Origin of the sequence: Bacillus sp. HSf4 (assembly GCF_029537375.1) — a bacterium.
In the GTDB taxonomy this organism is placed as follows: domain Bacteria; phylum Bacillota; class Bacilli; order Bacillales; family Bacillaceae; genus Bacillus; species Bacillus sonorensis_A.
In genome coordinates this window covers 414,210-435,230 of record NZ_CP120679.1, presented here as the reverse complement: position 1 = coordinate 435,230, position 21,021 = coordinate 414,210, and the positions used below count along the sequence as shown (strand labels likewise).

Sequence of the window (21,021 nt, the reverse complement as noted above, 5' to 3'; positions counted from 1 at the left end):
GACGGCAAATGTGCTGTCACAGAATTGTCAATACCAATATAAAACTATATTGGGAATAAAAAGAAAAGAGCCTACCCGAATTAAAACGGGGAAGCTCCCTGTTCATTCGGCAACCTGTCAACCTTAGCATCGTCCGCACCTTAGGCCATGGCTTTGCGTCCCTGCGTTTCCGCAGGTTTGCCTTTATCTGCTTTTACTGAAATAAATTCATTTTCTGCACACAGTTCACTTTAAATGAAAATATTGTTTTTTTCACCGAAAAATAGGTTAAAAGATTCATGCGGGATACCGAACGGTAGGCGAAAAGATTGATGCGGTTTTCCGAAATTTCCAAAAAAATATGCGGGAAAACGAAAAATCATCGTTTTAATCCGCAAATTCACAGTCATGATTTAAGATTTCATTAATATTTGCTAAACCTAGCGTAAAATTGTTTTTTTAATATATTTTATCAAAAATTTATTTTACAAAATTTTAACCATCATAAAAGCTTTCATACCTTCATTCCTTACAGAAAAAGATTCTGAAACTATACTAAACAACTTTCAGTTTTTAGCCAGCCGTTTGCCCGCTTGAACTGGACTTGGCTTCCTGCTAATTAAAAAGGACAGAACGACACTGATGAAAAGCACAAGACTTAAGACAAGAAACGGGTCGGATTTCAGGAAAAATGCCGTAAAGATCGGCCCCAGACTCGCGCCGATAAATAAAATAAACGTATAAAGCGAGACGGCAAGGCCCCTCATCTCTCCGCCAAGCTGGCCGATCAAAGAAATCAGGGACGGCACGGCAATTGCAATGCCAAGCACAAACACCACGCTCATCACGACGAGAACCGTCAATCCGCCGCTGACACTCATCAAAAGCAAACCCGCCGCAGCAATGATTAAACCGGTCCGCAAAACCGACAGACTCCCATGCTTGCTGATCAATCGCCCGGCGATCGGTGAACAGGCCATGCCAAGGATACCCGCTGAACGGACAAATAAAATCTGTCCGCTGGAAAGGGCATATGGCGAATGGGTCAAAACAAATCCAAGTGCTGAATACATGCCGACAAATGTAAAGAGAACGGTGATTGTGACCACATAGCCAATCAGCAAAGACCGGCTGTGAAGCACATCCCCCATGCGGCTGAAGGAAGAAAACATATGCCCGCTCTTTTGCTTCACATCTCCTTTCGGCAAAAGCAACATGTTGAACCACATTGTCAGCAGATAAACGGCAGACATCAGCCAAAACACGGCGTTCCAATTCCAAACCTCGCTAATAAAGCTTGCGATAACTTGGCCGCCAATCCCCGCCAGCAAAAAACCCGTACTAATAAAACCAATCGCCGTTCCCCGCTTTTCTTGAGGAAACATTTCTCCAGCATATGCGAGGGCCACCGGTGAAAAAGACGCGGCAGCAGCTCCCTGTAAAGCGCGAAACAATATAATGGCGGGCAAGCTGTCCGCAAAGCCGATCAACACTGTAAAAACCGTTAAAAAAACAAGGCCTGCCACAATCACTTGTTTGCGGCCGAAGCGATCGGAAACAGGTCCGTACACTAAGCAGCCGAGCGCAAAAAAGATGGAAAAGATACTGCCGGTCCAAGCCGCATCATCCGCTGATAAACCAAATTCCCTCATGAATACAGGTGTTAACGGAATTGTCACATATAAGCTGCACATCACCGCAAACCCGGTCCAAAAGAGCACAAAGGTCATCATTCCGTAGTTTCGTTTGTTCATTCATTTCACCTCTCTAAATTAGATATCCCAGCCTTTTTCTTTTGCATAATAATCGATTAATGATTGAAAATCTTTGCCGTATTTCCCGGTTATTTCAGCACCGAAGTCATTTTCAATGTGCATCATCACCAGATCATCAAAGAAGGCATTCTTCAACAGCTCAATCACAGAAGGGTGATTCGTCTCTATGGCAGACGGCTTCATCTGGCCGTCGAGGCTGCCGACAATTGCTTCCTTGCTGTCGGCCAGCACGGAGACCTTTTTGGCGCCGTACCGCGGCCATGACCGCTCAATATCTTTGCGTTTATGGATAAAAACGTTTTGAAGTTCGGTTTCACATTCGCCCAAACTGATCAAAATAACCGTGACCCCGCGCTGTTCCGCGGCTAACAACTCATCTTCAATCCGGTGCAGGTTCTCCGCCCAAATATCGACGACAAGCGTTTTTTTCGCATTGGCAATCAGCCTTTTAATCGCTGTATTCAATCGTTTATCCCCCTCCCAGTGATAAAACGAAGGGGCTGGTTCCGGCGGCGTATTCAATTGCTTGATCAGAATGCTCGATGTTTTTGCAAACTCCGCCTGCAAATATGTAACAACCTGCTGAATCGGGACAGCATCGTAACGGTCCGTTTCTCCTTTGGTGACACGGCATATCCCTTTATCCACAAGCCCCCTCAATGCAGCATATACATTTGATCTTGAGGTTGATACCCTTTTGGCGACTTCATACCCCGTCATGCCCGATTGTTCATGCAATGTGATGTAACAGCGCGCCTCTAATTCGGAAAGCCCGAGCTGCTTTAATTCTTCAATCATGTCCGCTCCTCCTAAAGTGGTGTTTTTTAATACTACTAGTATTTATAAATACTACTCCGTTGAAAACGGTTTGTCAATCCTTTCAAAACAACAAAAGACAAGCAGTCTGCTTGTCTTCATGTCCTTATATGGTTTTGGAAAGACCGATCGTCCGCTCGATGATGATCAGCGCAACAACGGAGATCACGATAAAGATGACAGAGATGGCATTCACGCTCGGATCGAAGGTCTGATCAATATAGCTGAACGTTCTGACCGGCACAGGCGTAACCGTCGGCGAGGAAACAAAAAGACTGATTGAGATTTCCCCAAACGAGGTCACTGCGGAAAAAACAGCGCCCGCCATGATACCCGGCTTCATCAGCGGCAGAGATACTTTTAAAAAGGTTTGCAATGGACTTACACCAAGACTCATGGAAGCCAGTTCAAGCTTCGGATCCAGGTTCGCCACACTGACACCGACCGTCCGGACGACATAGGGAAGGCTGATCAGCATATGTCCGATCACAAGGCCTGTCACACTTCCATTGATCCCCATCATCGTGAACAAATAAAGAAGCGCCACCCCCAAAACAATCTGGGGAATCATCAGCGGTGATAAAATGAAAGCTTGAAGGGCATGCTTCCCTGGAAACTCCAGCCTTGCCAGTGCATACGATGCCGCGGTTCCAAACATGACCGTAAGCGGCGTCACAATCGCCAGAAGCAGGCAGCTGATCCATATGGAGTCCATCCATTCATCGTTCGCAAAAATCCCGGCAAACCAACGCAATGAAAAACCGGCAGGCGGGAACTGCGGATATTCGGAAGGGCTGAACGCCGACAGTGCAATGACAAACACAGGAAGCGACAAAAAAAGGTACACGAAAAGCCCGGCGGACCACACACTCAAATCAATCCACTTCCCCGAAGACTTGCGTCGGAATCTCTTAACCATTCATTCTCGCCTCCCATCTCTTAAGAATAAATGCAAGGATAGCGACAATCACACATACAGCGGCCAATAAAGTAAAAGACATGGCAGCCGCAAGCGGCAAATGAAACACCTGCATCACCTGCTGATAGATCGACAGGGGAAGCAGCGGCTGCATCCGCCCTCCGACTAAAAGCGGGGTAATATAACTCCCGGCAGCAAGCGAAAAAACAATCATAGCGCCTGTGATCAGGCCGGGAATCGTCAGAGGCAGTGTAACGCAAAAAAACGTCCGCAGCCTCCCCGCCCCTAGACTCATGGAAGCATACTTGAGATTCGGTTTCATGTCGCTTAATGAGCCGGCAATCGGCAATACAGCAAACGGAAGCATGACCTGGACATAAGCAATGATGACCGCATTCATATTCCATAAAAGCGGGAGAGGCTTGTCAATCAGCTTCATATGAAGCAGCGCTTCATTGATCATGCCGTTTTGCGAAAGCAGCACAATCCACGAGAATGTCCGAATCACGACGCTGGTGAGCAGCGGTGAGACAAGCAAAATATAAAACAGCGCCCGCCATTTTCGCGTAGGCGCCTTAACGAGCAAGTATGCCGCCGGATAAGCCATAACGAGGCACAAAACGGTTGTTTCCAGCGCCGTCCACAGCGTCGTTCCAACCGTTTTGAGATAAACATCTGAAGTAAACACTTCGATGTAATGGGAAAAACTGAATGTAGCCAGTGTATTCATCATGTCGTCGACATCTCTGAAACTTAAAATGAGCAGAAGAATAAACGGAAGCACGAGAAAAACGCCGAGAAACAACAGCGCAGGCACCAGCAGCAGCCAATAGAAGCGTTTTTGATTATCTAAAGCCATCTGCTTCCTCCTTTATATCAAGAGGGACAAGGTCTTCCGAATCCCACGCAAGATAAACTTGATCACCCGGTTTCGGCAATTCGGGAAACTGCGGATCCGGCGCCTGAATGATCATCTCCCCATTGATGAAGGACGCCTTTAGACGAAGGGCATTTCCAATATAGCCGACCTCCGTTAATGTTGCCGGCAGACCTTTGGCCTGAACGTCCTGCTGCTTCGGAAAAACGGAAACTCTTTCCGGACGCAGCATAAACAACACGGAAGGATGATATTTTTTTAAGGTATCGCTGCTGATCTCAAAAGACAGCGGTACACCTTCATACACTTCAATATCCGGAACCTCATAACGATATCCCGTTTGATTGTGTCCAATTCCTGTCGAACGCGCCTCAAACAGATTGACCTGTCCGATAAATTCGGCGGCAAACCGGTTGGCGGGCGTTCGATACACCTCAAGCGGGGTTCCAAGCTGCTGAAGCCTTCCCTTGCCAAGGATACCGATTCTGTCTGATAAGCTTAACGCTTCCTCCTGATCGTGGGTCACAAGAATCGTTGTAATCCCGACCCGCCTTTGGATGCTTCGCAGTTCAAATTGCATATCTTTGCGCAATTTTGCATCAAGATTGCTTAACGGTTCATCAAGCAGCAGGACCGATGGCTGAACGGCCAATGCCCGCGCAATCGCCACCCGCTGCTTCTGGCCGCCGCTCAGCTGATGCGGCATCCGCCCGGCAAATGCTTCAAGCCTGACGAATCCAAGGCTCTCCATTACGCGTTCTTTGAGCTCTTTCCGCGGCATTTTTCTCACCCTTAAGCCATATGCGACATTGTCGAAGACATTCAAATGAGGGAATAAGGCATAGTCTTGAAAAACCAGGCCGATCTGCCGGTGATAGGGCGGCACATCAGTAATGTCCCGCCCTCCTATATATACAGAACCAGAGGTCGGCTGAAGAAATCCGGCGATGATATGAAGAAGAGTAGACTTTCCGCACCCGCTCGGACCAAGCAGTGAGAAAAACTCCCCTTCCTTGACCTCAAGCTGTACATCTTCCAATGCGATGGTGTCCCCAAAATGCCGGCTGACATGCTGAATCTGAATTCCGCTCATGATCGTCACCTATTTTCCGCCGAGAACTTGATTCCAGCGATTTGTCCAGTCTCCTAATTCTTTCGTCGCTGTTTCATAGTCGACCCATTTCAAATTGCTGTAATACCTTTCACCGACCTTGATTTTCCCTTTTAATTTTTCGCTGTATTTCACTTTTTGATTGGTCATGCCGTAAAACGTCCGATCTGCAAAATCTTTTTGCACCTCAGGACTGATCAAATGATTCAGCAGCTGATAAGCGTTATCCTCATTAGGGCTTCCTTTCATTACAGCCCAGCTGGCGACAGCTGCCACCGCCCCTTCTTCAGGGTAGGCAAACCCTACATTAAGTCCTGAATGCTCAAGGGAAAAAGCACGACCGTCCCAGAACGGTACAACCCATGCATCCCCCCGCTCAAGAAGCGTTTGAATCGATCCCGGATTATCAGGATAAGCCGTTACATTTTTTTTCAAATCAGCCAAACTGTTGAACGCTTTGTCCACATCTTTTGAATTTGATTCCATACCGCCTTGCGCATTTATTAAACCGGACAAAAACTGAAGGCCGGCCGAATAAGCGGGAGAGGAGATAGCCACATGACCTTGATAGCTTTTATTCCAAAGATCGGTCCACCGCTTCGGTTCTTGCGGTACGAGATCTTTGCGGTATGCAATCCCGAGCTGTCCCATGCTGAAGCCTGCTGCATACTGCTTTCCATCAACAGTGAAGCGTTTCTGCACGGAATGATACAAATCTTTTAGATTCGGAACCTTTTGTTGGTCGATCGGTTCAAGCAGCCCAGCAACTTGAGCCCGTTTAATCGTATCAGGCTGCAAAATGAGGAGGTCATATGGCGCATGACGGCCATTGGAGGCTTTTAGTTTCGTGAACCATTCAGAGTCTGTCCCTGAGACGATCTTGACTTTCAGACCTGTATCCTTTTCAAATGCCTGAATGCTCGGCTTTATATGTTTTTCCCAATCACCGCCGTATACACCGATCACAACGGTATCGGATTTTTTGCTTTCCCGGCCGCCGGCCCCGCCGCAAGCAGAAAGCAGAAGAATCAATCCAAGCGATAGAACAAACAAAACAGATATTTTTCTTTTCATTGTTTTCTCACCATTTTTCATATTATTTTTCGCCTGCCCATTTCGTAAAAACATCTGTAACCGCCTGTTTGCTGATCGGTTCATGATCTTCTTTTGAAAAGTAATGGTGCACAAGATGTTTCACACTTGACCTTTGATGCGCCGGAAGTGTTCGAAGCAGCCGGGCAAGAGCGCTGCTGGCTTCCTCTGTCCAGCGTCGTTCATACGCTTCCCTTTCCTTGCCGAAATCCCAGTGTGTCAACTCACCCGCTCTGTTTTTTCTCATGATGCTTGTTTTCTCTTGATCGACAACCAAGCGGCCACCATTTTTCACAAACGCCACACCGTATTGCCGGAATGCTGCTTCCTCACTCAGCAGCCCTGACTCAACTTCTTTTAATATCAGTTTGGGATCCCTTTGAAAAGGGTCTCCCCATCCGCCTCCGCCCGGAGAATGAATGCTGATGACATCCCCTTGCGTCAAATGCAGCACATCGATCTTCGGAATGATTTTTTCCGAAGGTCCATCGGGATGAAGACGGACCCGGCCGGGCGCTCCGGCTGTTCCGCCGGCAAGACCCCATGGCTGAAAGCGCAGCCGCTCCATTCCCCTCGCTGTGACAATGGATTCAGATGCAGTCGTTTCAAAATCGAGCCCGATGGCATGACCGCCCCGGTATAAGCCCGATCCCGCAGTATCTTTGATCAACTCATAACGGAGGACATGAATGTCAATGTGCTGTTCCAGACTTTCGATCGGCGTATTTTTTAAAAAGCCCGAGGCATGGTCAATCCCGTCTGCGCCGTCCATGTTATGCTGACCGCCGCCTCCTCCGCCCATCGGTTCGACGACAGACGTTTTCCTGCCGCCTCCCGATTCATCGGGAACGGAAAGAACAACAATAGCCGACTGTCCCGCGCCTGCGGCGGGAATGTCCTTCGCCAGCGCCTTTGCCAATGCGCCGAGGACGACATTATAAAGTCGCATCGTTATCGAATGCCGGATCCCGACAGAGGCCGGATATTCCGGATTGATCAATGTTCCTTTCGGAGCGATGATGGCGATCGGCCTCGTCAGTCCTCCGTTGACGGGAATAAACGGATCTTCGCTAATGATATAATGGATTAAACCTTGATATAAAAATGAGTGCTTGCTTCCGTTTGTCACAAGATTAAAGGCGGTTTGCACCTGGGGATCGCAGTCGGAAAAGTCCAATGTGATGTTTCCCCCGGAAACCTTTGCCGAAACCGCAAGACGAATCGGAACATCGGAAATCATGTCATCATCAAGGTAATCAGAAAAACTGTACGTTCCTTCAGGAATGCGGGCAAAGACCCGTTCCGCCCTGATGGACGCCTGTTCAAGCAAATCCTCCATCCCCCGGCGGATTTCTTCCGTCCCAAACTTCCCGGCCATCGCCTTCAAACGAATTTCCGCCGTATTGACCGCCGCAATCATCGCATTGATGTCTCCTTCGTTTAATTCAGGCGCCCTGCTGTTTGCCCGAAGGACTTTCAATATCTCGAGGTTCTCTTTTCCCGCTTTGTAAATCTTGACCGGCGGTATTCTCAAGCCTTCCTGGTGGATATCGACTGCCGTCGGCGATATGCTGGCAGGAACCATTCCCCCTACATCGCTGCAATGGACAAAGGACCAGGCGTAGCTGACAATCTCCTCGTCAATGAAAATCGGCTTAAACACGTGGATATCAGGCAAATGAGTCGCCAGGCCGTCCGTTGAATAAGGATCATTCGTGATGACAATGTCTCCGGGTTCAAACGGCCCGCTTTCTTCAATTGCCCGCTTTAACGACAGCCCAAGAAAAATGGTCACGCCGACTGTTTTCGGATAAACGTAAAATTCCCCATCAGGGGTGGCCAGTGCAGCCGCAAAATCCGCCGATTCTTTCACAAATGTCGTAAAGGATGTCCGTTCGATGACGTGTCCCATCCCCGCTGCGATCGCATTAAAATAGCTTCTCATCATTTCCAGCCTTGCAGGGTCTGTCCTCATGCCCTTCCCTCCTTCCGCTCAATGATCAAGTTGCCCGCATGATCTATAGCACCCGACCAATTTGGCAAAATCAGCGTAGTTGTATCATCCTGCTCAATAATGGCCGGTCCTTCAATGCGCTGCCCGCATGACAGATCACTGCGGTTATAAACAGCGGCTTGATATGCGCCGCCCTTCAGCATGACCTGCCTCCGGCTTGCCGGCGCGGCTTCCGGTTGCGCAGTTTGGCCGCTTTCTTTTATTGGAGGTTTTGGCGTTTTTCCTATCAATCTGACGCGGATATTCATCAGTTCAATGCTTGCTTTTTTGTCGCTATGTCCATATTTGCGCTGATAAACCTGATGGAATGAGTCTGCGATTTCCCTCATGTTTTTTTCTTCAATACATGTCCGTGACACCGGCACTTCAATTTCAAAAGCCTGCCCTTTATAACGGGCATCCAGCAAGTAAAGAAAACATTTTTCCGTCAGCACCTTGACACGCTGTGTATCAAGCCATTTTTCTGCTTGTTCGGCAAGCTTTTCAAACTCCTCTTTTAATTCATCTCCGTCCAGTTCTTCAAGAAGCATCCGTCTTGAACTTACCGCATCATATACAAAATCGGCGGTCAAAGCACCCAGGGCGGACAGAGTGCCGGGGCTCGGCGGAATCAGCGCGTTTTTCGCTTGAATCTCTTCCGCAAGAAAATTTGCGGTGACAGGGCCGGCTCCACCATAAGCCACCAAGCTAAATTCACGGGGATCAATTCCATGCTGCTCCATTACATTGCTCAGCTCCGTGTACATATTGGCAACAGCCACTTGAATCATCTGATCGGCAGCCTGCTCAACATCGGTATTTAAATAGGCGGCAAACGGCTGAAGCGCCTGCTCGGATTTCTCCTCGTAAAGCTTCATGCGGCCGGAGGCAAACCGGTCGGGATTTAAGTAGCCGCAAACAAGAAACGCATCGGTCAGCGCAGCCTTCTCTCCTTTTCCGTAACAGGCGGGGCCGGGGTCTGAGCCCGCTGACTCCGGTCCGACTTTTAAGAGTCCGCCGTTGTCTACCCATGCAAGAGAGCCTCCGCCCGCCCCAATCGAATACATCGCAACAGACGGAACGGTAATCGGAAATCCGGAAATTTGGTTGGACTGGGTCAGTGTGGCTTCTCCTTCTTCTACAATGGAAATATCAGCGCTTGTTCCGCCGACATCAAGCGTGATGAGATTTTTAACACCGGCGGCCTCAGCTGCGCGGATTGCCCCGATGACTCCTGCCGCAGGTCCTGAAAAAAGCGTTTTGACGGGGGCTTCGGCGGCAGACTCTATATCCATCAGCCCCCCGTTTGATTGCGTGATAAACGGCGGCGCCGATATACCGGAAGCGGCGAGCCTCTTTTTGAGCGTATCGAAGTAGTGCTGCACATTCGGTTTTATGTATAAATTGGCGACTGACATGACAGTTCGCTCGTATTCCCTCATTTGCGGCCACAGCTCGGAAGACGCCACCACTTCCAACTCCGGAGCTCTCAGTTTGATTCGCTCCGCAGCCTGATGTTCATGCAATGGATTGCGATAGCTGTGAAGGAAAGAAACAACGATACCGGTTATCCCTTCTTCCAACACTTTATCGACCGCATCATCAATGTCTTTTACATGAAGCGGCGCCTTTTCAGCCCCGTTGTGAAGCATTCTTTCTTTAATCGGAAACACATATTTGCGGGGAATCAGCGGCTCCGGCATTCGCGATTTAAAGTCATAGGGAACCGGAAGGCGCAGACGCTGAAGTGACAAAATATCGCGGAAACCTTCTGTTACAAACAGGGCAATTTTCGCTCCCTTTCGCTGCAGTAATGTATTTAAACCAATGGTCATGCCATGCATAAAATAATGAATCTGCGACGGCTGAATATCCATTTCCTTCAAAATCGCTAAACCGTTCACAATCCCTTGTGCATGGTCATCCGGAACCGTCGGGGTTTTGACGGCTGTCACACCCCCGTCTTTCGGGTTTAGCAAAAAAAGATCGGTAAATGTCCCCCCAATGTCTATTCCAAGCCGATACCCATCTTCATTCAATGCTCGCTCCACCCTTCTAGAACATGTTATATGAAAATATTACCCTATTTTAAAATTAATTTACTATAATCCTAATAAAATGAAATGGCGGAGTCAATTTTATATATCCGCGTTTTTGAAATCCTTTTTCTTTCATTTTTTTATTTTAAGATACCATAGAATCACATTTTTAGAAGTTTTGTTCACATTATTTCACAATTCCCATGAAGTCGACTTATACCTGTTTCTCCTGACACACCTATTCATCGGCACATTCCTTCATTTAAAATTAGGTCTAATGGACTTCATAACCGCTGTGATTACACAAATAAAAACGGTCGGTAGGTTCATGTGCCTAATCAAAAGGATTCATTTTCATGGATGTTCAGGATTTATTCACCAACTCCTTTTGGCAAAGTGGTACACTCTGTACTATTAAGAATCAGGAAGGGCAGAATACAATGAAAGTCTATGAAGCGGAAACCCTAAAATCAGCTATGATACAGCGGTCTAACGAATACAAGAGTTTAAGAGAGCAGTTTGTCAGTTTAAAAAATGCTTTTAAAGGTGTGGCCGATTTGGATGATGACTTTCAGGGAGAAGGAGCTGACGCCATAAAGGCATTCTACCGAGACCTATCAGGTACAGTAGACGGTTGGCTGGATCTGACCGATATGCAAATTCAGTTTCTTGAATGGGTATCAGCTGCACTCGAAACTGCCGGACTTTCCGGTGACACAATCGTCGATACCCAGTTTCTCGGTCAAGAGCTTATGAATGTCTACACCCGCTCCAAAAACATGGTATCGGCACAAAAAGAAGAGCTGCAAAGCATTTTAGTCAATATCGATGATTTAATTTCCTTAGAACCTTTTTCAAGCGATGAGTTTGACCAGCAGCTGAATGCTGCCGAACAGAAGCGAAAAGATGCCATTAAAGCAGTAGAGGATCTTGATAAACTGCTCAAAAACGAGTATGCGGCCTCTGAAATGGTTCAGCAAATGATTAAGGCCGACTACTCAGCCTTAATCGACGCAACCGGCCAAGGAACAAGCTCTTCTCCCATCCGTTACAATGCAAATGCTTATCAAAGCAGTAAAGCCTATCAACTGAAAAAGGAAGTACATCTCCGGGCCAAAAGCTATGTGACAAATAAAAAAGCCGAAGCTCCAGCCAAACCGGATAGTGAAGATGAAGAATGACGGGGCGCGGAAGAAGGTTCAAGTTGGTGTTTTCACAAAATTAAAAGACGCGAAAGAACAATTTATAAACATTCAAAATAACCTGCAGGCTTCCTCGCATTTCGGGAATTGCCTTTAGTCATAAAAGCGGTCGAAACATTAACAACATCTCCTGATTTGTACATGTTTGACGGGAATGTGGCTATTTGCATTACCGTCATAAGGGGATCGCGAACCATGCATCGTTATATTTAAACAAACCGACAATCGGAGTCGCCAAAAGCTATCTTAAAATAAAGAATCCCGATTTCCTGATGCCGGGAAATGAAGCAGGCGCATATACTGGGAGAAATTTATGGGCGGGCAGTAAGAACCATAAGACATGTGAAACGACCGGATTGATATCGATACAAGCGTTGACATCGTCATGCGTTTCATTAACCAAGAAAGCTTCTTGCCCATCCCTGTTAGATTTGCAGATATTGAGAAAGCACTTATCAGAAAAACACTCTCCCCTTAAAAACTCCGCAATTTTATCGTTTCCCCCTGTCAAACCGTTCCGTTTGATCCGATATTGTATATACAGCGGAAACAAAAGGGGGATTCACATATATGAAACTGAAATTGGGAACGAAGATCAACCTTCTCGTTCTTGCCATCATTTTAATGTTCTCGGCTGCATTGGGGATTTTTATCGTAAAAGAGCTGTCCAAAAACCTCGAGCAGATGGCCACAGAAAAAGCCAAAAGCGATTTAAACCTGAGCTACCGCTATGTAAACGAGTCTCTCGAAGGCGATTGGGAGATCAAAGATGACAAGCTGTACAAAGGCTCGACCCTTATGAATGATAATGAGGAAATCGTCGATCAAATCGGACAAGATACCGGGGACACCATTACCATCTTTCAAAATGACACACGCGTCTCAACGAATGTAATGAAAGATGGCAAACGTGCCGTCGGAACGAAGGTGTCTTCGGAAGTGGCGAATGTCGTGTTGAAAGAAGGAAAAAACTACTACGGAAAAGCAAATGTCGCAGGCAAAATGTATCAAACCGCTTATATGCCGATCAAAGATCGCACGGGCAAAGTGATCGGTATCTTTTATGCCGGGGCCAATCAAGATTTAATTACAGGCACGCTTCATTCGTTTTTGAAAATCTTCGCTATCGTTCTTGCCGCTTCGATCGTCATTTCAATATCGTTTGTCATTTTGTTCACCAAAAGAATCAACAGACGGCTGAACATGCTGACCCAAGCCTTCGAGCGGGCGGGCAACGGTGATTTAACAACCGAAATAACCGACGAATCATCTGATGAAATCGGTGCATTATCGCGTCATTTTAACCACATGAACACCAATCTCAACCAGCTGATGCAAAATATATCGAAATCGTCCGAGCAGGTTGCTGCCGCTTCTGATCAATTGACAACAGGCGCTGAGGAAACAAGCCTCGCATCGGAAAAAATCACTGAAGCGATCCAGCAGGTCGCAAGCTCTTCCGAACAGCAAACCTCAAGTGTTGCCGGCAGCAAACAGGCGGTTGAAGAAGTATCGGCTGATATTCAAAAAATCTCGGAAAACGCCGCTGTTCTCTCGGAAAAAAGCCATTACGCCCAGGAAAAAGCGAAACAGGGGGCAGAGGACATATCGGAGACAATGCAGCAGATCCACACCATGCATCAATCGGTGCATGAAAGTGGTGAAATCATCGCGCTTCTCAATACGAGGTCAAATGAAATCGGCAGCATTTCAGAGGCGATTACGGAAATCGCCAATCAAACCAATCTGCTCGCTTTAAACGCCTCAATCGAAGCGGCGAGAGCGGGAGAGCATGGGAAAGGATTCGCCGTTGTAGCCGATGAAGTCCGGAAACTGGCCGAACAATCCCAGCAATCGGCAAGTCAGATTTCCCACCTTATTTCCGGGATACAGTCGGAAATCATGACAACAACCGATTCAATGATGACTGTTAAAGAAGAAGCGGTCAACGGTGTGAAAATGATCGAGAGAAACAAAAACACGTTTGAAATGATCGTCAGCCTGATGGAAGAATTCAGCAGCAGAATCGGCGACCTGTCATCTGCCAGCCGGCATATCACCGGGAGCATTCAAAACATCACAACAGCTTTTGCCGACATTTCCAAAGAAGTCAGGGAAACATCAGAGCATTCACAGCAAGTCGCAGGCCTGACCGAAGAGCAGTTTGCGGCAATGGAAGAAGTGTCCGCATCCGCAAACGAACTGGCCAAGCTGGCTGAAGACCTCCATAAGCTGATTGGCAAAGTCAAAATGAAATAGTCGGAACAAGGCTGCCTTTAAGAGCACGGGCAGCCTTGTTTTGCTTATCCTGATCGAATATGAAATAGAGACAGATAATCCCTCAGCTTCTTGACATCCTGTTTACTCTCCACGAACGCTATATACCCGTCGGGACGCACCAGATAGAGAGCATTTCGCTCTAAACCGCACTTGCCGCAGGCACGGCTCCATTCAAACTCATATAACGGGAGGCGATGCTGTGTCGCCGTCTCCTTCAGCTCCCGGCTCGCGGTTCCATATATGTGAAGCTGCCAAGAGACGGATTTTAACGCTGCAAAATTTCTCCCGCCGCTGATCCAGGGCAGGCGGTCTCCGCCTTGCAGTTTTCCTGCTTTTCCCGCGCTTAAGGCGCTGTCTCGATAGTGAATACGGATTTGCGACACGTTGTAAAAAGCCGCCTTTTTGATGGACGGGAAACGAAGAAAAAATGGGGCGACATAGGGAATAAGCAAAGTCCGAACAAGCCTTCCCCCGGCATTTTGCCCGATGACCGCCTGAAATGCCCTGTCGGTAGTCGCCACAAGAGACCGGGCAAAAGCGATCCGCTCCGTCTCATAAGTATCCAAAATCGCTTCATCCGCACGTCCGTTAAGCACTTCCGCCAGCTTCCACGCCAAATTGACGGCGTCACCGATACCGGTATTCATCCCCTGACCGCCGACAGGGCTGTGAATATGTCCCGCATCACCCAGAATAAAGACGCGCCCTTTTCTGAATTTGTCAGCCACCCGGTGATGCACACGGTAGGTAGAAAACCAGTTGACTCCATGCACTTTGACACGAAAAAGCTTTTCAACCATCGGGGCGATATCCTCAAATGTCAGCGCCTTTTTGTTTTCCAGAGATTTGGGCACGATACCGATAAACCGGTTCATACCGGTGCTTCTCACCGGAAAAACAATGCAAAAACCGCTTTCCGCAAGACACAGATTCATATCATGTGCCGAAGCGGCTTCGCCTGATGCTTCAGCATCCGCCACAAAAAAAGTGTGCTCATACGTTCCGCCCGGAAAACCTAAATCCATACCGCGCCGCACTGTACTGTGGGCTCCGTCACATCCGCAGAGATAGGGAGTTTTGATGATTTCCTCCCGCTCTCCTTTCCGAAGCTTCGCCTCGACATCGTTTCCCTGATCCGAATAGGAAACCAGCTCTGTGTTCCATTCAACATTTACCCCTGCGGCTTTAAGCTTTTCAATCAGCAGCCGCTCATGTTCATCCTGTGCAAAGCTGAGGACAAATGGATACGGACTTAATCCCTCTCCCATGTCCCCAAGGCGGAAACATCCTTTCTCCCTATGGCCTTCGCGTATATGAACGGCATTGACCTTAATGCCTCTTTGAACCGCTTCTTCTGCCATACCGAGCTGCTCATAAAATTCAAGCGTTCGTGCATGTACCGCCATTGCCCGCGAAGTCTGCCCCGGACCCGAATTCTTATCAATTAAGCGAAACGCGACTCCTTTCCGGGCGAGAAAAAGGGCCAGCACCAATCCGGTTGGTCCCGCTCCGGTAATCAAAACTGGTTCCACCTGAAGACACATCCCTTTTGTTTAATATTTATCGCGCCGCCATCCGGCAGGACATTTTGAAAGATGCCAGATCAGCGATGATCGCCCGCGCACATTCATAAGGAGAATCAATCTGCAGCATCTTTCGCAAAACAGATCTCAATTCGGCCGATATTTCAAGCTCTTCCTCCCAACTCTTTTCCTCACTTGCTGTCGGGTTATACCCGGAATAAAGAAGAAAAAGCGCAAAATGCCCCAGCGCATAAAAATCGCTTTTCACTGAAACAGAGCGCATCAGCCTTTTTTCCGGGTGCCGGTAAAGAACGTTTTCGCTCTCGGTCAAGCGGCATGCCAAGCCGTAATCGATAATGCGGATACCTTCTTTCGTCAGAAAAATATTGGGCAGCCGTAAATCGCGGTGTATCAGTCCTTTGTCATGAAGCGAAGCGGTGATGTGAAGCACCTCCAGCAGTATCCGAACGGTCTCCTTTTCATCGAAAATACATCCGTCGCCAAAAATCAGGTCTTCAAAATTTTTCCCGTCGACATACTCCATGACGATAAATCTGCTTCGCCCGCTATTCATCGTTTCGTACAGCCGGGGTGATGCCGGCTCATTCAATTGGCGCAAAATATCGGCTTCACGGTCAAATGATCGCCGTCCTCCGGATGTCCATGCCTTTGTCTGCCGAAGCTGTTTGATAACATACACATCACTTCCTCCAAGCGGTTTGGCAAGATAAGTGATGCCATAGCTTCCCATCCCAAGTACGCGCTGAATTTGATATCGCCCGCCCAGGATTGTCCCCTCTTTAAGCGGGCGGTCAAACAGCCATCTCAACATGCTTTTGGCGACCATCAGCTGCTGCTGAAAAACTTTTTGCGTTTTCTTTTGTAATGATGGTGGCCATAGCCTTTTTTCCGATAATCGCTGCTGCTGTACTTTTTGTAAGACCGCCGTCCGTAATCACTGCTGCTGTATCGTCGGTAGCCGCTGCTTTTAAAGTGTTTAAACAATTTGCGAAGCAACTCGATCCTCTCCTTGTCCGGAAATCTGTATTTTTTATATCATTCGCCCGGTACATCGTTATAAGGGGGCCTGATCTGAATGACATTTTTCTTTGCTATGAGAAAATTAGCTCTTTATACTTCAAAACCTCTTTTTTATCAAAAGAAATTGAAAAATCATCGGATTCACACGGTAAATGTTGTATTTCCAAAAAGAAAAACCTCATGATACGCCCTTTATTCACCATAACATTTGTGTGATAATAAGCGGAAAGCTCGGCAAATCACAATATCGTACGATCATAGCGCTTGAACATGAGTTTTTTGCCGGCTTTGGATATGCTATTCTGCATTCTTGATTTTAAGCACGACTAAAGGCGCTGATCAGCACAGCGCCTTCATGTTAAAGCTCTTCACCATTCGTTTTTATCACATGTTGATACCAATGAAAGCTTTTCTTTTTGATCCGCTTTAGATCTTTCACATTGTCTTCATCCCGATCGACATAAACGAATCCGTATCTTTTTTGATAGCCGTTTAACCAACTCAGTAAATCCGTAAAGGACCAGCTGCAGTAGCCGATTAGATCAACCCCGTCGCTTAAGGCTTGTTTGCATTGTTCAAGATGCGCCCGCAAATAATTGATTCTGTAATCATCCTGAATGGTGCCGTCTTTTTCAATTTGATCAAATTCTCCCAAGCCGTTTTCCGTTATAAAGACGGGAAGATGATAGCGGCTGGCAATTCTGCGGAGCCCGATTCTCAACCCGATCGGATCAATGGCCCAGTCCCAATTTGATGTTTCCAGATGAGGATTCCGCTTTGTTTTAAACAACCCCGGCATTCCGGTTTCCTGATTGCTGCCTTTTTGGCCGGTCGTGTTCATTTTTCCTTCTGTTACACCATCAAGTGGATTCATTTCATAGGTGATCGTCTGATAATAGTTGACCCCGACGAAATCGGGCTTTCCTTTTGCCAAAAGCTCCATGTCACCGTCGCAGATTGTCGGGGCCCATCCTTTTTCCCGCAAATATTGCAGAGGGATTTGAGGATATGTTCCCCAGCAGTACATATCAAGCCACCAATGATTCATAAATTCCTCGGCATTTTCAAAAGCAAGGATATCATCCGGACTGCTTGACAGCGGATAAGCGGGGGAATAAGCAAAGCTTGGCCCGATTTTCCCGTCCGGCACGTATTGGCGAAACGAATCGATCGCCTTGGCATTGGCGAGAAATGCGATATGGTTGGCTTCATAAAAACGTTTTCTGTCCTTCACTCCCGGAGGATGCATGGCTGTGATGAATCCGTGGTTGAAGTTGTAGTTTTGTTCGTTAAGGGATACCCAATGTTTCACCCTGTCTCCAAAGCGCTTGTAAAGAGTGACGCAATAGTTGTTGAAATCTTCTATGATCCTTCTGGACTCAAAGCCGCCGTACTCCTCCGCCAAAGCTTGGGGAAGATCCCAATGATAAAGGGTTAAAACAGGTTCGATCTCATGGGCCAGCAGCTCATTGATCAAATCGTCATAAAACCGCAAGCCTGCTTCATTGACCTCTCCTCTGCCTTTCGGAAAAATTCGCGGCCAGCTTACCGAAAAACGGTACGCTTTCAATCCCATCTCAGCCATTAGCGCCACATCTTCTTTGTAACGGTGGTAATGGTCAACTGCTATATCCCCGTTTGTGCCCTTGAACGTTTTCCCGGGGATTTTTGTGAATACATCCCAGACTGAAGGGCCCTTTCCGTCTTCATTCCAGGCTCCTTCTACTTGATAGGCCGCTGATGCGGACCCCCATAAGAAATGATCCGGAAATGACTGCAGCTGTTGATGAATCATATTGTTTCCACTCCTATAAGCTATTTTGATCCGGTTTGCTCCCTATGATATCGTATGAAACGCGTTTCACATCAATCATCTTCTTCAAACAGTTCGGTCAAAAGCTTTTTTCGATGCTGAAGGAAATATTTTGTGAGACTATAATGATCGGTATCTTCATAGCTGACTTCCTGAATATGTTCGCCATCAAAGCTGAAGATTTGTGCTTCAGGATACCCCAACAAAATCGGAGAATGGGAGGCGATGATGAACTGGGCTTGTTTATCCCGTGTCAGATCATGGAGAATTCTTAAAAAAGCAAGCTGTCTTGCCGGAGATAAAGCGGCTTCCGGCTCATCAAGAAGATAGATGCCTTTTCCTTTAAAACGGTGCTTGAAAAGCGATAAAAATGATTCGCCGTGTGACTGCTCGTGAAGAGACCGGCCTCCGTAATCAATAAAACCGTTGCTGTCCACTTCATCAATATGTGAAGCAAAATGATAGAAGGACTCGGCCCTGAGAAAAAAGCCGTTTGTCACTTTGGGAAGCCAGGACAGTCTGATATAGTCCCCAAGAGCAGATCCGGACGCATGAACTTCATATGTATTATTCCTTCCCCCGCCGGCCGTGTTAAATTCGCATTTATCCGCAATCGCTTCCAGCAGGGTCGATTTCCCGGAGCCGTTTTCACCGACAAAGAAAGTGACATCTTTCTGAAATGCAAGTTCTTTAAGCGATTGAAGCGCAGGAATTGAAAAAGGATATGTTGAATAGGAAGGGATTTTTTCGTGAAGGACAGTCAGTTTTTTTAAAAACAAATGATATCACCTGCCTGTTTTTATTTCACTGTAACACGTCTCATTCCAAAACAAAAAAGGGTTGGATAGGCGGTTCAAACCTTCATGTCCCGTTTCAGCCAGCCCTATGATCATAAAAAAGGGCCGCCCGAAGCAGCCGCTTTCATCATATTGCAAATACCTCTTTCAAATGTGCATCAAGATCTTTAAGATACTGATCGATATTCGGATGGCTGATGACATCATGTACAGAAAATGTTTTTAATGGCTTCATGCCGACAAATTCCTGCATCTTGTGAAGATGGAACAAAGCTTCATCAAGACTTTTCCCCTCAAAGAAGGTCCCCTCTTTCGAGAATACTTCTTGAGGTGCATTCCATGTTGTGGAAAACATGTACTGTTTATCCGTAAATAAGCCGCCTCGTCCGTAATCTTCCGTTCCTTTGTAGAAAAGCCCGTATTCGTAGATCTCATCAATGTACTTTTTAAATAATGCCGGCAGGCTGAACCAGTAAATCGGCGTCTGATAAATCACGACATCGGCCCATTTAAATTTTTCATGCTCTTCCGGGATGTCATATCCATCGGCAACAACTGTTTTTTTAATATCATATTTTTCGCCCAGTTTGTCAGCCATTGCTGTGAAGATCGTATGATTCAGCTGGCCTCTCGCATGCGGGTAAGCTTCATGTCCGTTGATGATTAAAATGTTTTTCATTTTTTCATCCTCCTCATTTTTTATATTGTCCAATATCATTATGATTTCATCTTTTACATTCAAAAGTAAAGCAGAATGCACCTTTTACCATTTTTGCCTTTAAGAATTTTCTTTTTCTCCCAATACAAAATAACTTATTGCCTCTTGCCGGCTTCAATGCTATCGTTTTCTTGACTAAAGGAATAGGAGGATTGTTTCAGGTGAAAAAATTACGTTTGTACAAGCCGTTCACTTTGCTGGTCACAGTGATGGCGTTTGCTATTATAACCGCTGCTTGCAGCACAGCTCAACATGAGGCTGAACAGGAAAAGACAGCCTGGGATGGAATCAAAGAAAAGGGAAAAATCGTTGTTGCGACTTCCGGAACCCTTTATCCCACTTCATATCATGACACGGATTCCGGCAAGGATAAACTGACGGGGTATGAAGTGGAAGTCGTGCGCGAAGCTGCGAAACGGCTCGATTTGGATGTCGAGTTTAAAGAGATGGGCTTTGACGGCATGCTGGCGGCGGTTGGCAGCGGCCAAGTCGACGCGGCAGCCAACGATATCACGATGACGGAAGACCGCAAGAAAAAATTCTTGTTCACAGCACCTTATAAATACTCTTATGGTACGGCAATCGTCCGCAAAAAAGATTTATCAGGCATTCATAGATTGGAAGACTTAAAAGGGAAAAAAGCCGCCGGCGCTGCCACGACCGTTTACATGGATATCGCCCGCCAATACGGGGCTGAAGAAGTGATCTATGATAATGCAACAAACGAACAATACTTAAAAGACGTGGCCAACGGCAGGACTGACGTCATTTTAAACGACTATTACTTACAGAAATTGGCGCTTGCCGCAATGCCTGACTTGGATTTGACGATTCATCCCGATCTTAAATATTATCCGCATCAGCAAGGGATGATCATCAAAAAAGGCAACAAAGAGCTTAAAAAACAATTCGACAAAGTCATCAAGGACATGCTGAAAGACGGTACAATCAAAAAGATTTCAAAACAATTCTTTGGTGATGCCGATGTTTCAAAAAAACCCGATCTCGACTATACTGACGTCGATGTAAACAAATAGAGGGATTCA

At 46.8% G+C, this 21,021-nt stretch carries 17 protein-coding genes, 1 pseudogene and 1 riboswitch; of the genes and pseudogenes, 4 read left to right on the top strand and 14 right to left on the bottom strand.

Features of this window, described 5'->3' with window-relative positions; translation table 11 throughout:
• Positions 1-105: 105 nt before the first annotated feature.
• Positions 106-192, bottom strand: a riboswitch (cyclic di-GMP riboswitch).
• 353 nt (positions 193-545) lie between these two features.
• The 8 genes from P3X63_RS02260 to P3X63_RS02225 form a co-directional block, all read right to left on the bottom strand.
• Entirely contained in the window at positions 546-1,733 is a 1,188-nt protein-coding gene (locus P3X63_RS02260; protein ID WP_026585847.1) for an MFS transporter, read from the bottom strand.
• An 18-nt stretch (positions 1,734-1,751) separates the two neighbouring features.
• On the bottom strand, positions 1,752-2,552 hold the full coding sequence (locus tag P3X63_RS02255; RefSeq protein ID WP_026585846.1) for a TrmB family transcriptional regulator: 801 nt from the start codon (positions 2,550-2,552) through the stop codon (positions 1,752-1,754).
• A 124-nt stretch (positions 2,553-2,676) separates the two neighbouring features.
• The gene (locus P3X63_RS02250) at positions 2,677-3,489 is read right to left on the bottom strand and encodes an ABC transporter permease (protein WP_277692400.1); all 813 of its coding nucleotides are present in this window, start codon (positions 3,487-3,489) and stop codon (positions 2,677-2,679) included.
• On the bottom strand, positions 3,482-4,348 hold the full coding sequence (locus tag P3X63_RS02245; RefSeq protein WP_077735741.1) for an ABC transporter permease: 867 nt from the start codon (positions 4,346-4,348) through the stop codon (positions 3,482-3,484). Before P3X63_RS02245 ends, P3X63_RS02250 begins: the two co-directional genes overlap by 8 nt.
• Complete coding sequence (locus P3X63_RS02240; protein ID WP_026585843.1) at positions 4,335-5,459, bottom strand: ABC transporter ATP-binding protein; 1,125 nt, start codon at positions 5,457-5,459, stop codon at positions 4,335-4,337. The genes P3X63_RS02245 and P3X63_RS02240 overlap by 14 nt, the downstream gene beginning before the upstream one ends.
• Positions 5,460-5,468: 9 nt before the next feature.
• Positions 5,469-6,551, bottom strand: a complete 1,083-nt coding sequence (locus P3X63_RS02235) for an ABC transporter substrate-binding protein (RefSeq protein ID WP_277692878.1) — start codon at positions 6,549-6,551, stop codon at positions 5,469-5,471.
• A 22-nt stretch (positions 6,552-6,573) separates the two neighbouring features.
• Positions 6,574-8,544 carry a hydantoinase B/oxoprolinase family protein gene (locus P3X63_RS02230; protein WP_277692399.1) on the bottom strand — a complete coding sequence of 657 codons (1,971 nt, stop codon included), beginning with the start codon at positions 8,542-8,544 and terminating at the stop codon, positions 6,574-6,576.
• On the bottom strand, positions 8,541-10,601 hold the full coding sequence (locus P3X63_RS02225; protein WP_026585840.1) for a hydantoinase/oxoprolinase family protein: 2,061 nt from the start codon (positions 10,599-10,601) through the stop codon (positions 8,541-8,543). The genes P3X63_RS02230 and P3X63_RS02225 overlap by 4 nt, the downstream gene beginning before the upstream one ends.
• A gap of 356 nt (positions 10,602-10,957) precedes the next feature.
• Here P3X63_RS02225 and P3X63_RS02220 point away from each other — a divergent pair, with 356 nt between their 5' ends.
• The 3 genes and pseudogenes from P3X63_RS02220 to P3X63_RS02210 all read left to right on the top strand — a co-directional run bounded on the left by P3X63_RS02220 (position 10,958) and on the right by P3X63_RS02210 (position 14,062).
• A complete protein-coding gene (locus P3X63_RS02220) occupies positions 10,958-11,782 on the top strand; it encodes a ribonuclease YeeF family protein (protein ID WP_236251171.1) in 825 nt (274 codons plus the stop codon).
• 84 nt (positions 11,783-11,866) lie between these two features.
• Positions 11,867-12,281, top strand: a pseudogene (locus P3X63_RS02215) (endonuclease V); the annotation flags it as partial.
• A gap of 92 nt (positions 12,282-12,373) precedes the next feature.
• On the top strand, positions 12,374-14,062 hold the full coding sequence (locus P3X63_RS02210; protein WP_026585838.1) for a methyl-accepting chemotaxis protein: 1,689 nt from the start codon (positions 12,374-12,376) through the stop codon (positions 14,060-14,062).
• Positions 14,063-14,106: 44 nt separating this feature from the next.
• Here the strand turns inward: P3X63_RS02210 and P3X63_RS02205 are convergent, their stop codons facing one another.
• From P3X63_RS02205 to P3X63_RS02180, 6 genes are all read right to left on the bottom strand, one after another.
• Positions 14,107-15,615, bottom strand: coding sequence for an FAD-dependent monooxygenase (locus P3X63_RS02205; RefSeq protein WP_277692398.1), 1,509 nt, complete (start codon positions 15,613-15,615; stop codon positions 14,107-14,109).
• 28 nt (positions 15,616-15,643) lie between these two features.
• On the bottom strand, positions 15,644-16,438 hold the full coding sequence (locus tag P3X63_RS02200) for a serine/threonine protein kinase (RefSeq protein WP_236251172.1): 795 nt from the start codon (positions 16,436-16,438) through the stop codon (positions 15,644-15,646).
• A 14-nt stretch (positions 16,439-16,452) separates the two neighbouring features.
• Positions 16,453-16,623, bottom strand: a complete 171-nt coding sequence (locus P3X63_RS02195; protein WP_201278482.1) for a hypothetical protein — start codon at positions 16,621-16,623, stop codon at positions 16,453-16,455.
• 382 nt (positions 16,624-17,005) lie between these two features.
• Positions 17,006-18,442, bottom strand: coding sequence for a glycoside hydrolase family 1 protein (locus tag P3X63_RS02190; RefSeq protein WP_026585835.1), 1,437 nt, complete (start codon positions 18,440-18,442; stop codon positions 17,006-17,008).
• 71 nt (positions 18,443-18,513) lie between these two features.
• Positions 18,514-19,239, bottom strand: a complete 726-nt coding sequence (locus tag P3X63_RS02185) for an AAA family ATPase (protein ID WP_026585834.1) — start codon at positions 19,237-19,239, stop codon at positions 18,514-18,516.
• 145 nt (positions 19,240-19,384) lie between these two features.
• On the bottom strand, positions 19,385-19,936 hold the full coding sequence (locus tag P3X63_RS02180; protein ID WP_026585833.1) for an NAD(P)H-dependent oxidoreductase: 552 nt from the start codon (positions 19,934-19,936) through the stop codon (positions 19,385-19,387).
• A 248-nt stretch (positions 19,937-20,184) separates the two neighbouring features.
• Here P3X63_RS02180 and P3X63_RS02175 point away from each other — a divergent pair, with 248 nt between their 5' ends.
• Positions 20,185-21,012, top strand: a complete 828-nt coding sequence (locus P3X63_RS02175; protein WP_277692877.1) for a transporter substrate-binding domain-containing protein — start codon at positions 20,185-20,187, stop codon at positions 21,010-21,012.
• The last annotated feature ends 9 nt before the right edge of the window (positions 21,013-21,021 follow it).

Bases quoted from the DNA above. Each gene is read 5' to 3' on its own strand.
- P3X63_RS02260 (WP_026585847.1), bottom strand. From the start codon at position 1,733: ATGAACAAACGAAACTACGGAATGATGACCTTTGTGCTCTTTTGGACC.
- P3X63_RS02255 (WP_026585846.1), bottom strand. From the start codon at position 2,552: ATGATTGAAGAATTAAAGCAGCTCGGGCTTTCCGAATTAGAGGCGCGC.
- P3X63_RS02250 (WP_277692400.1), bottom strand. From the start codon at position 3,489: ATGGTTAAGAGATTCCGACGCAAGTCTTCGGGGAAGTGGATTGATTTG.
- P3X63_RS02245 (WP_077735741.1), bottom strand. From the start codon at position 4,348: ATGGCTTTAGATAATCAAAAACGCTTCTATTGGCTGCTGCTGGTGCCT.
- P3X63_RS02240 (WP_026585843.1), bottom strand. From the start codon at position 5,459: ATGAGCGGAATTCAGATTCAGCATGTCAGCCGGCATTTTGGGGACACC.
- P3X63_RS02235 (WP_277692878.1), bottom strand. From the start codon at position 6,551: ATGAAAAGAAAAATATCTGTTTTGTTTGTTCTATCGCTTGGATTGATT.
- P3X63_RS02230 (WP_277692399.1), bottom strand. From the start codon at position 8,544: ATGAGGACAGACCCTGCAAGGCTGGAAATGATGAGAAGCTATTTTAAT.
- P3X63_RS02220 (WP_236251171.1), top strand. From the start codon at position 10,958: ATGGATGTTCAGGATTTATTCACCAACTCCTTTTGGCAAAGTGGTACA.
- P3X63_RS02210 (WP_026585838.1), top strand. From the start codon at position 12,374: ATGAAACTGAAATTGGGAACGAAGATCAACCTTCTCGTTCTTGCCATC.
- P3X63_RS02200 (WP_236251172.1), bottom strand. From the start codon at position 16,438: ATGTTGAGATGGCTGTTTGACCGCCCGCTTAAAGAGGGGACAATCCTG.
- P3X63_RS02190 (WP_026585835.1), bottom strand. From the start codon at position 18,442: ATGATTCATCAACAGCTGCAGTCATTTCCGGATCATTTCTTATGGGGG.
- P3X63_RS02180 (WP_026585833.1), bottom strand. From the start codon at position 19,936: ATGAAAAACATTTTAATCATCAACGGACATGAAGCTTACCCGCATGCG.
- P3X63_RS02175 (WP_277692877.1), top strand. From the start codon at position 20,185: ATGGCGTTTGCTATTATAACCGCTGCTTGCAGCACAGCTCAACATGAG.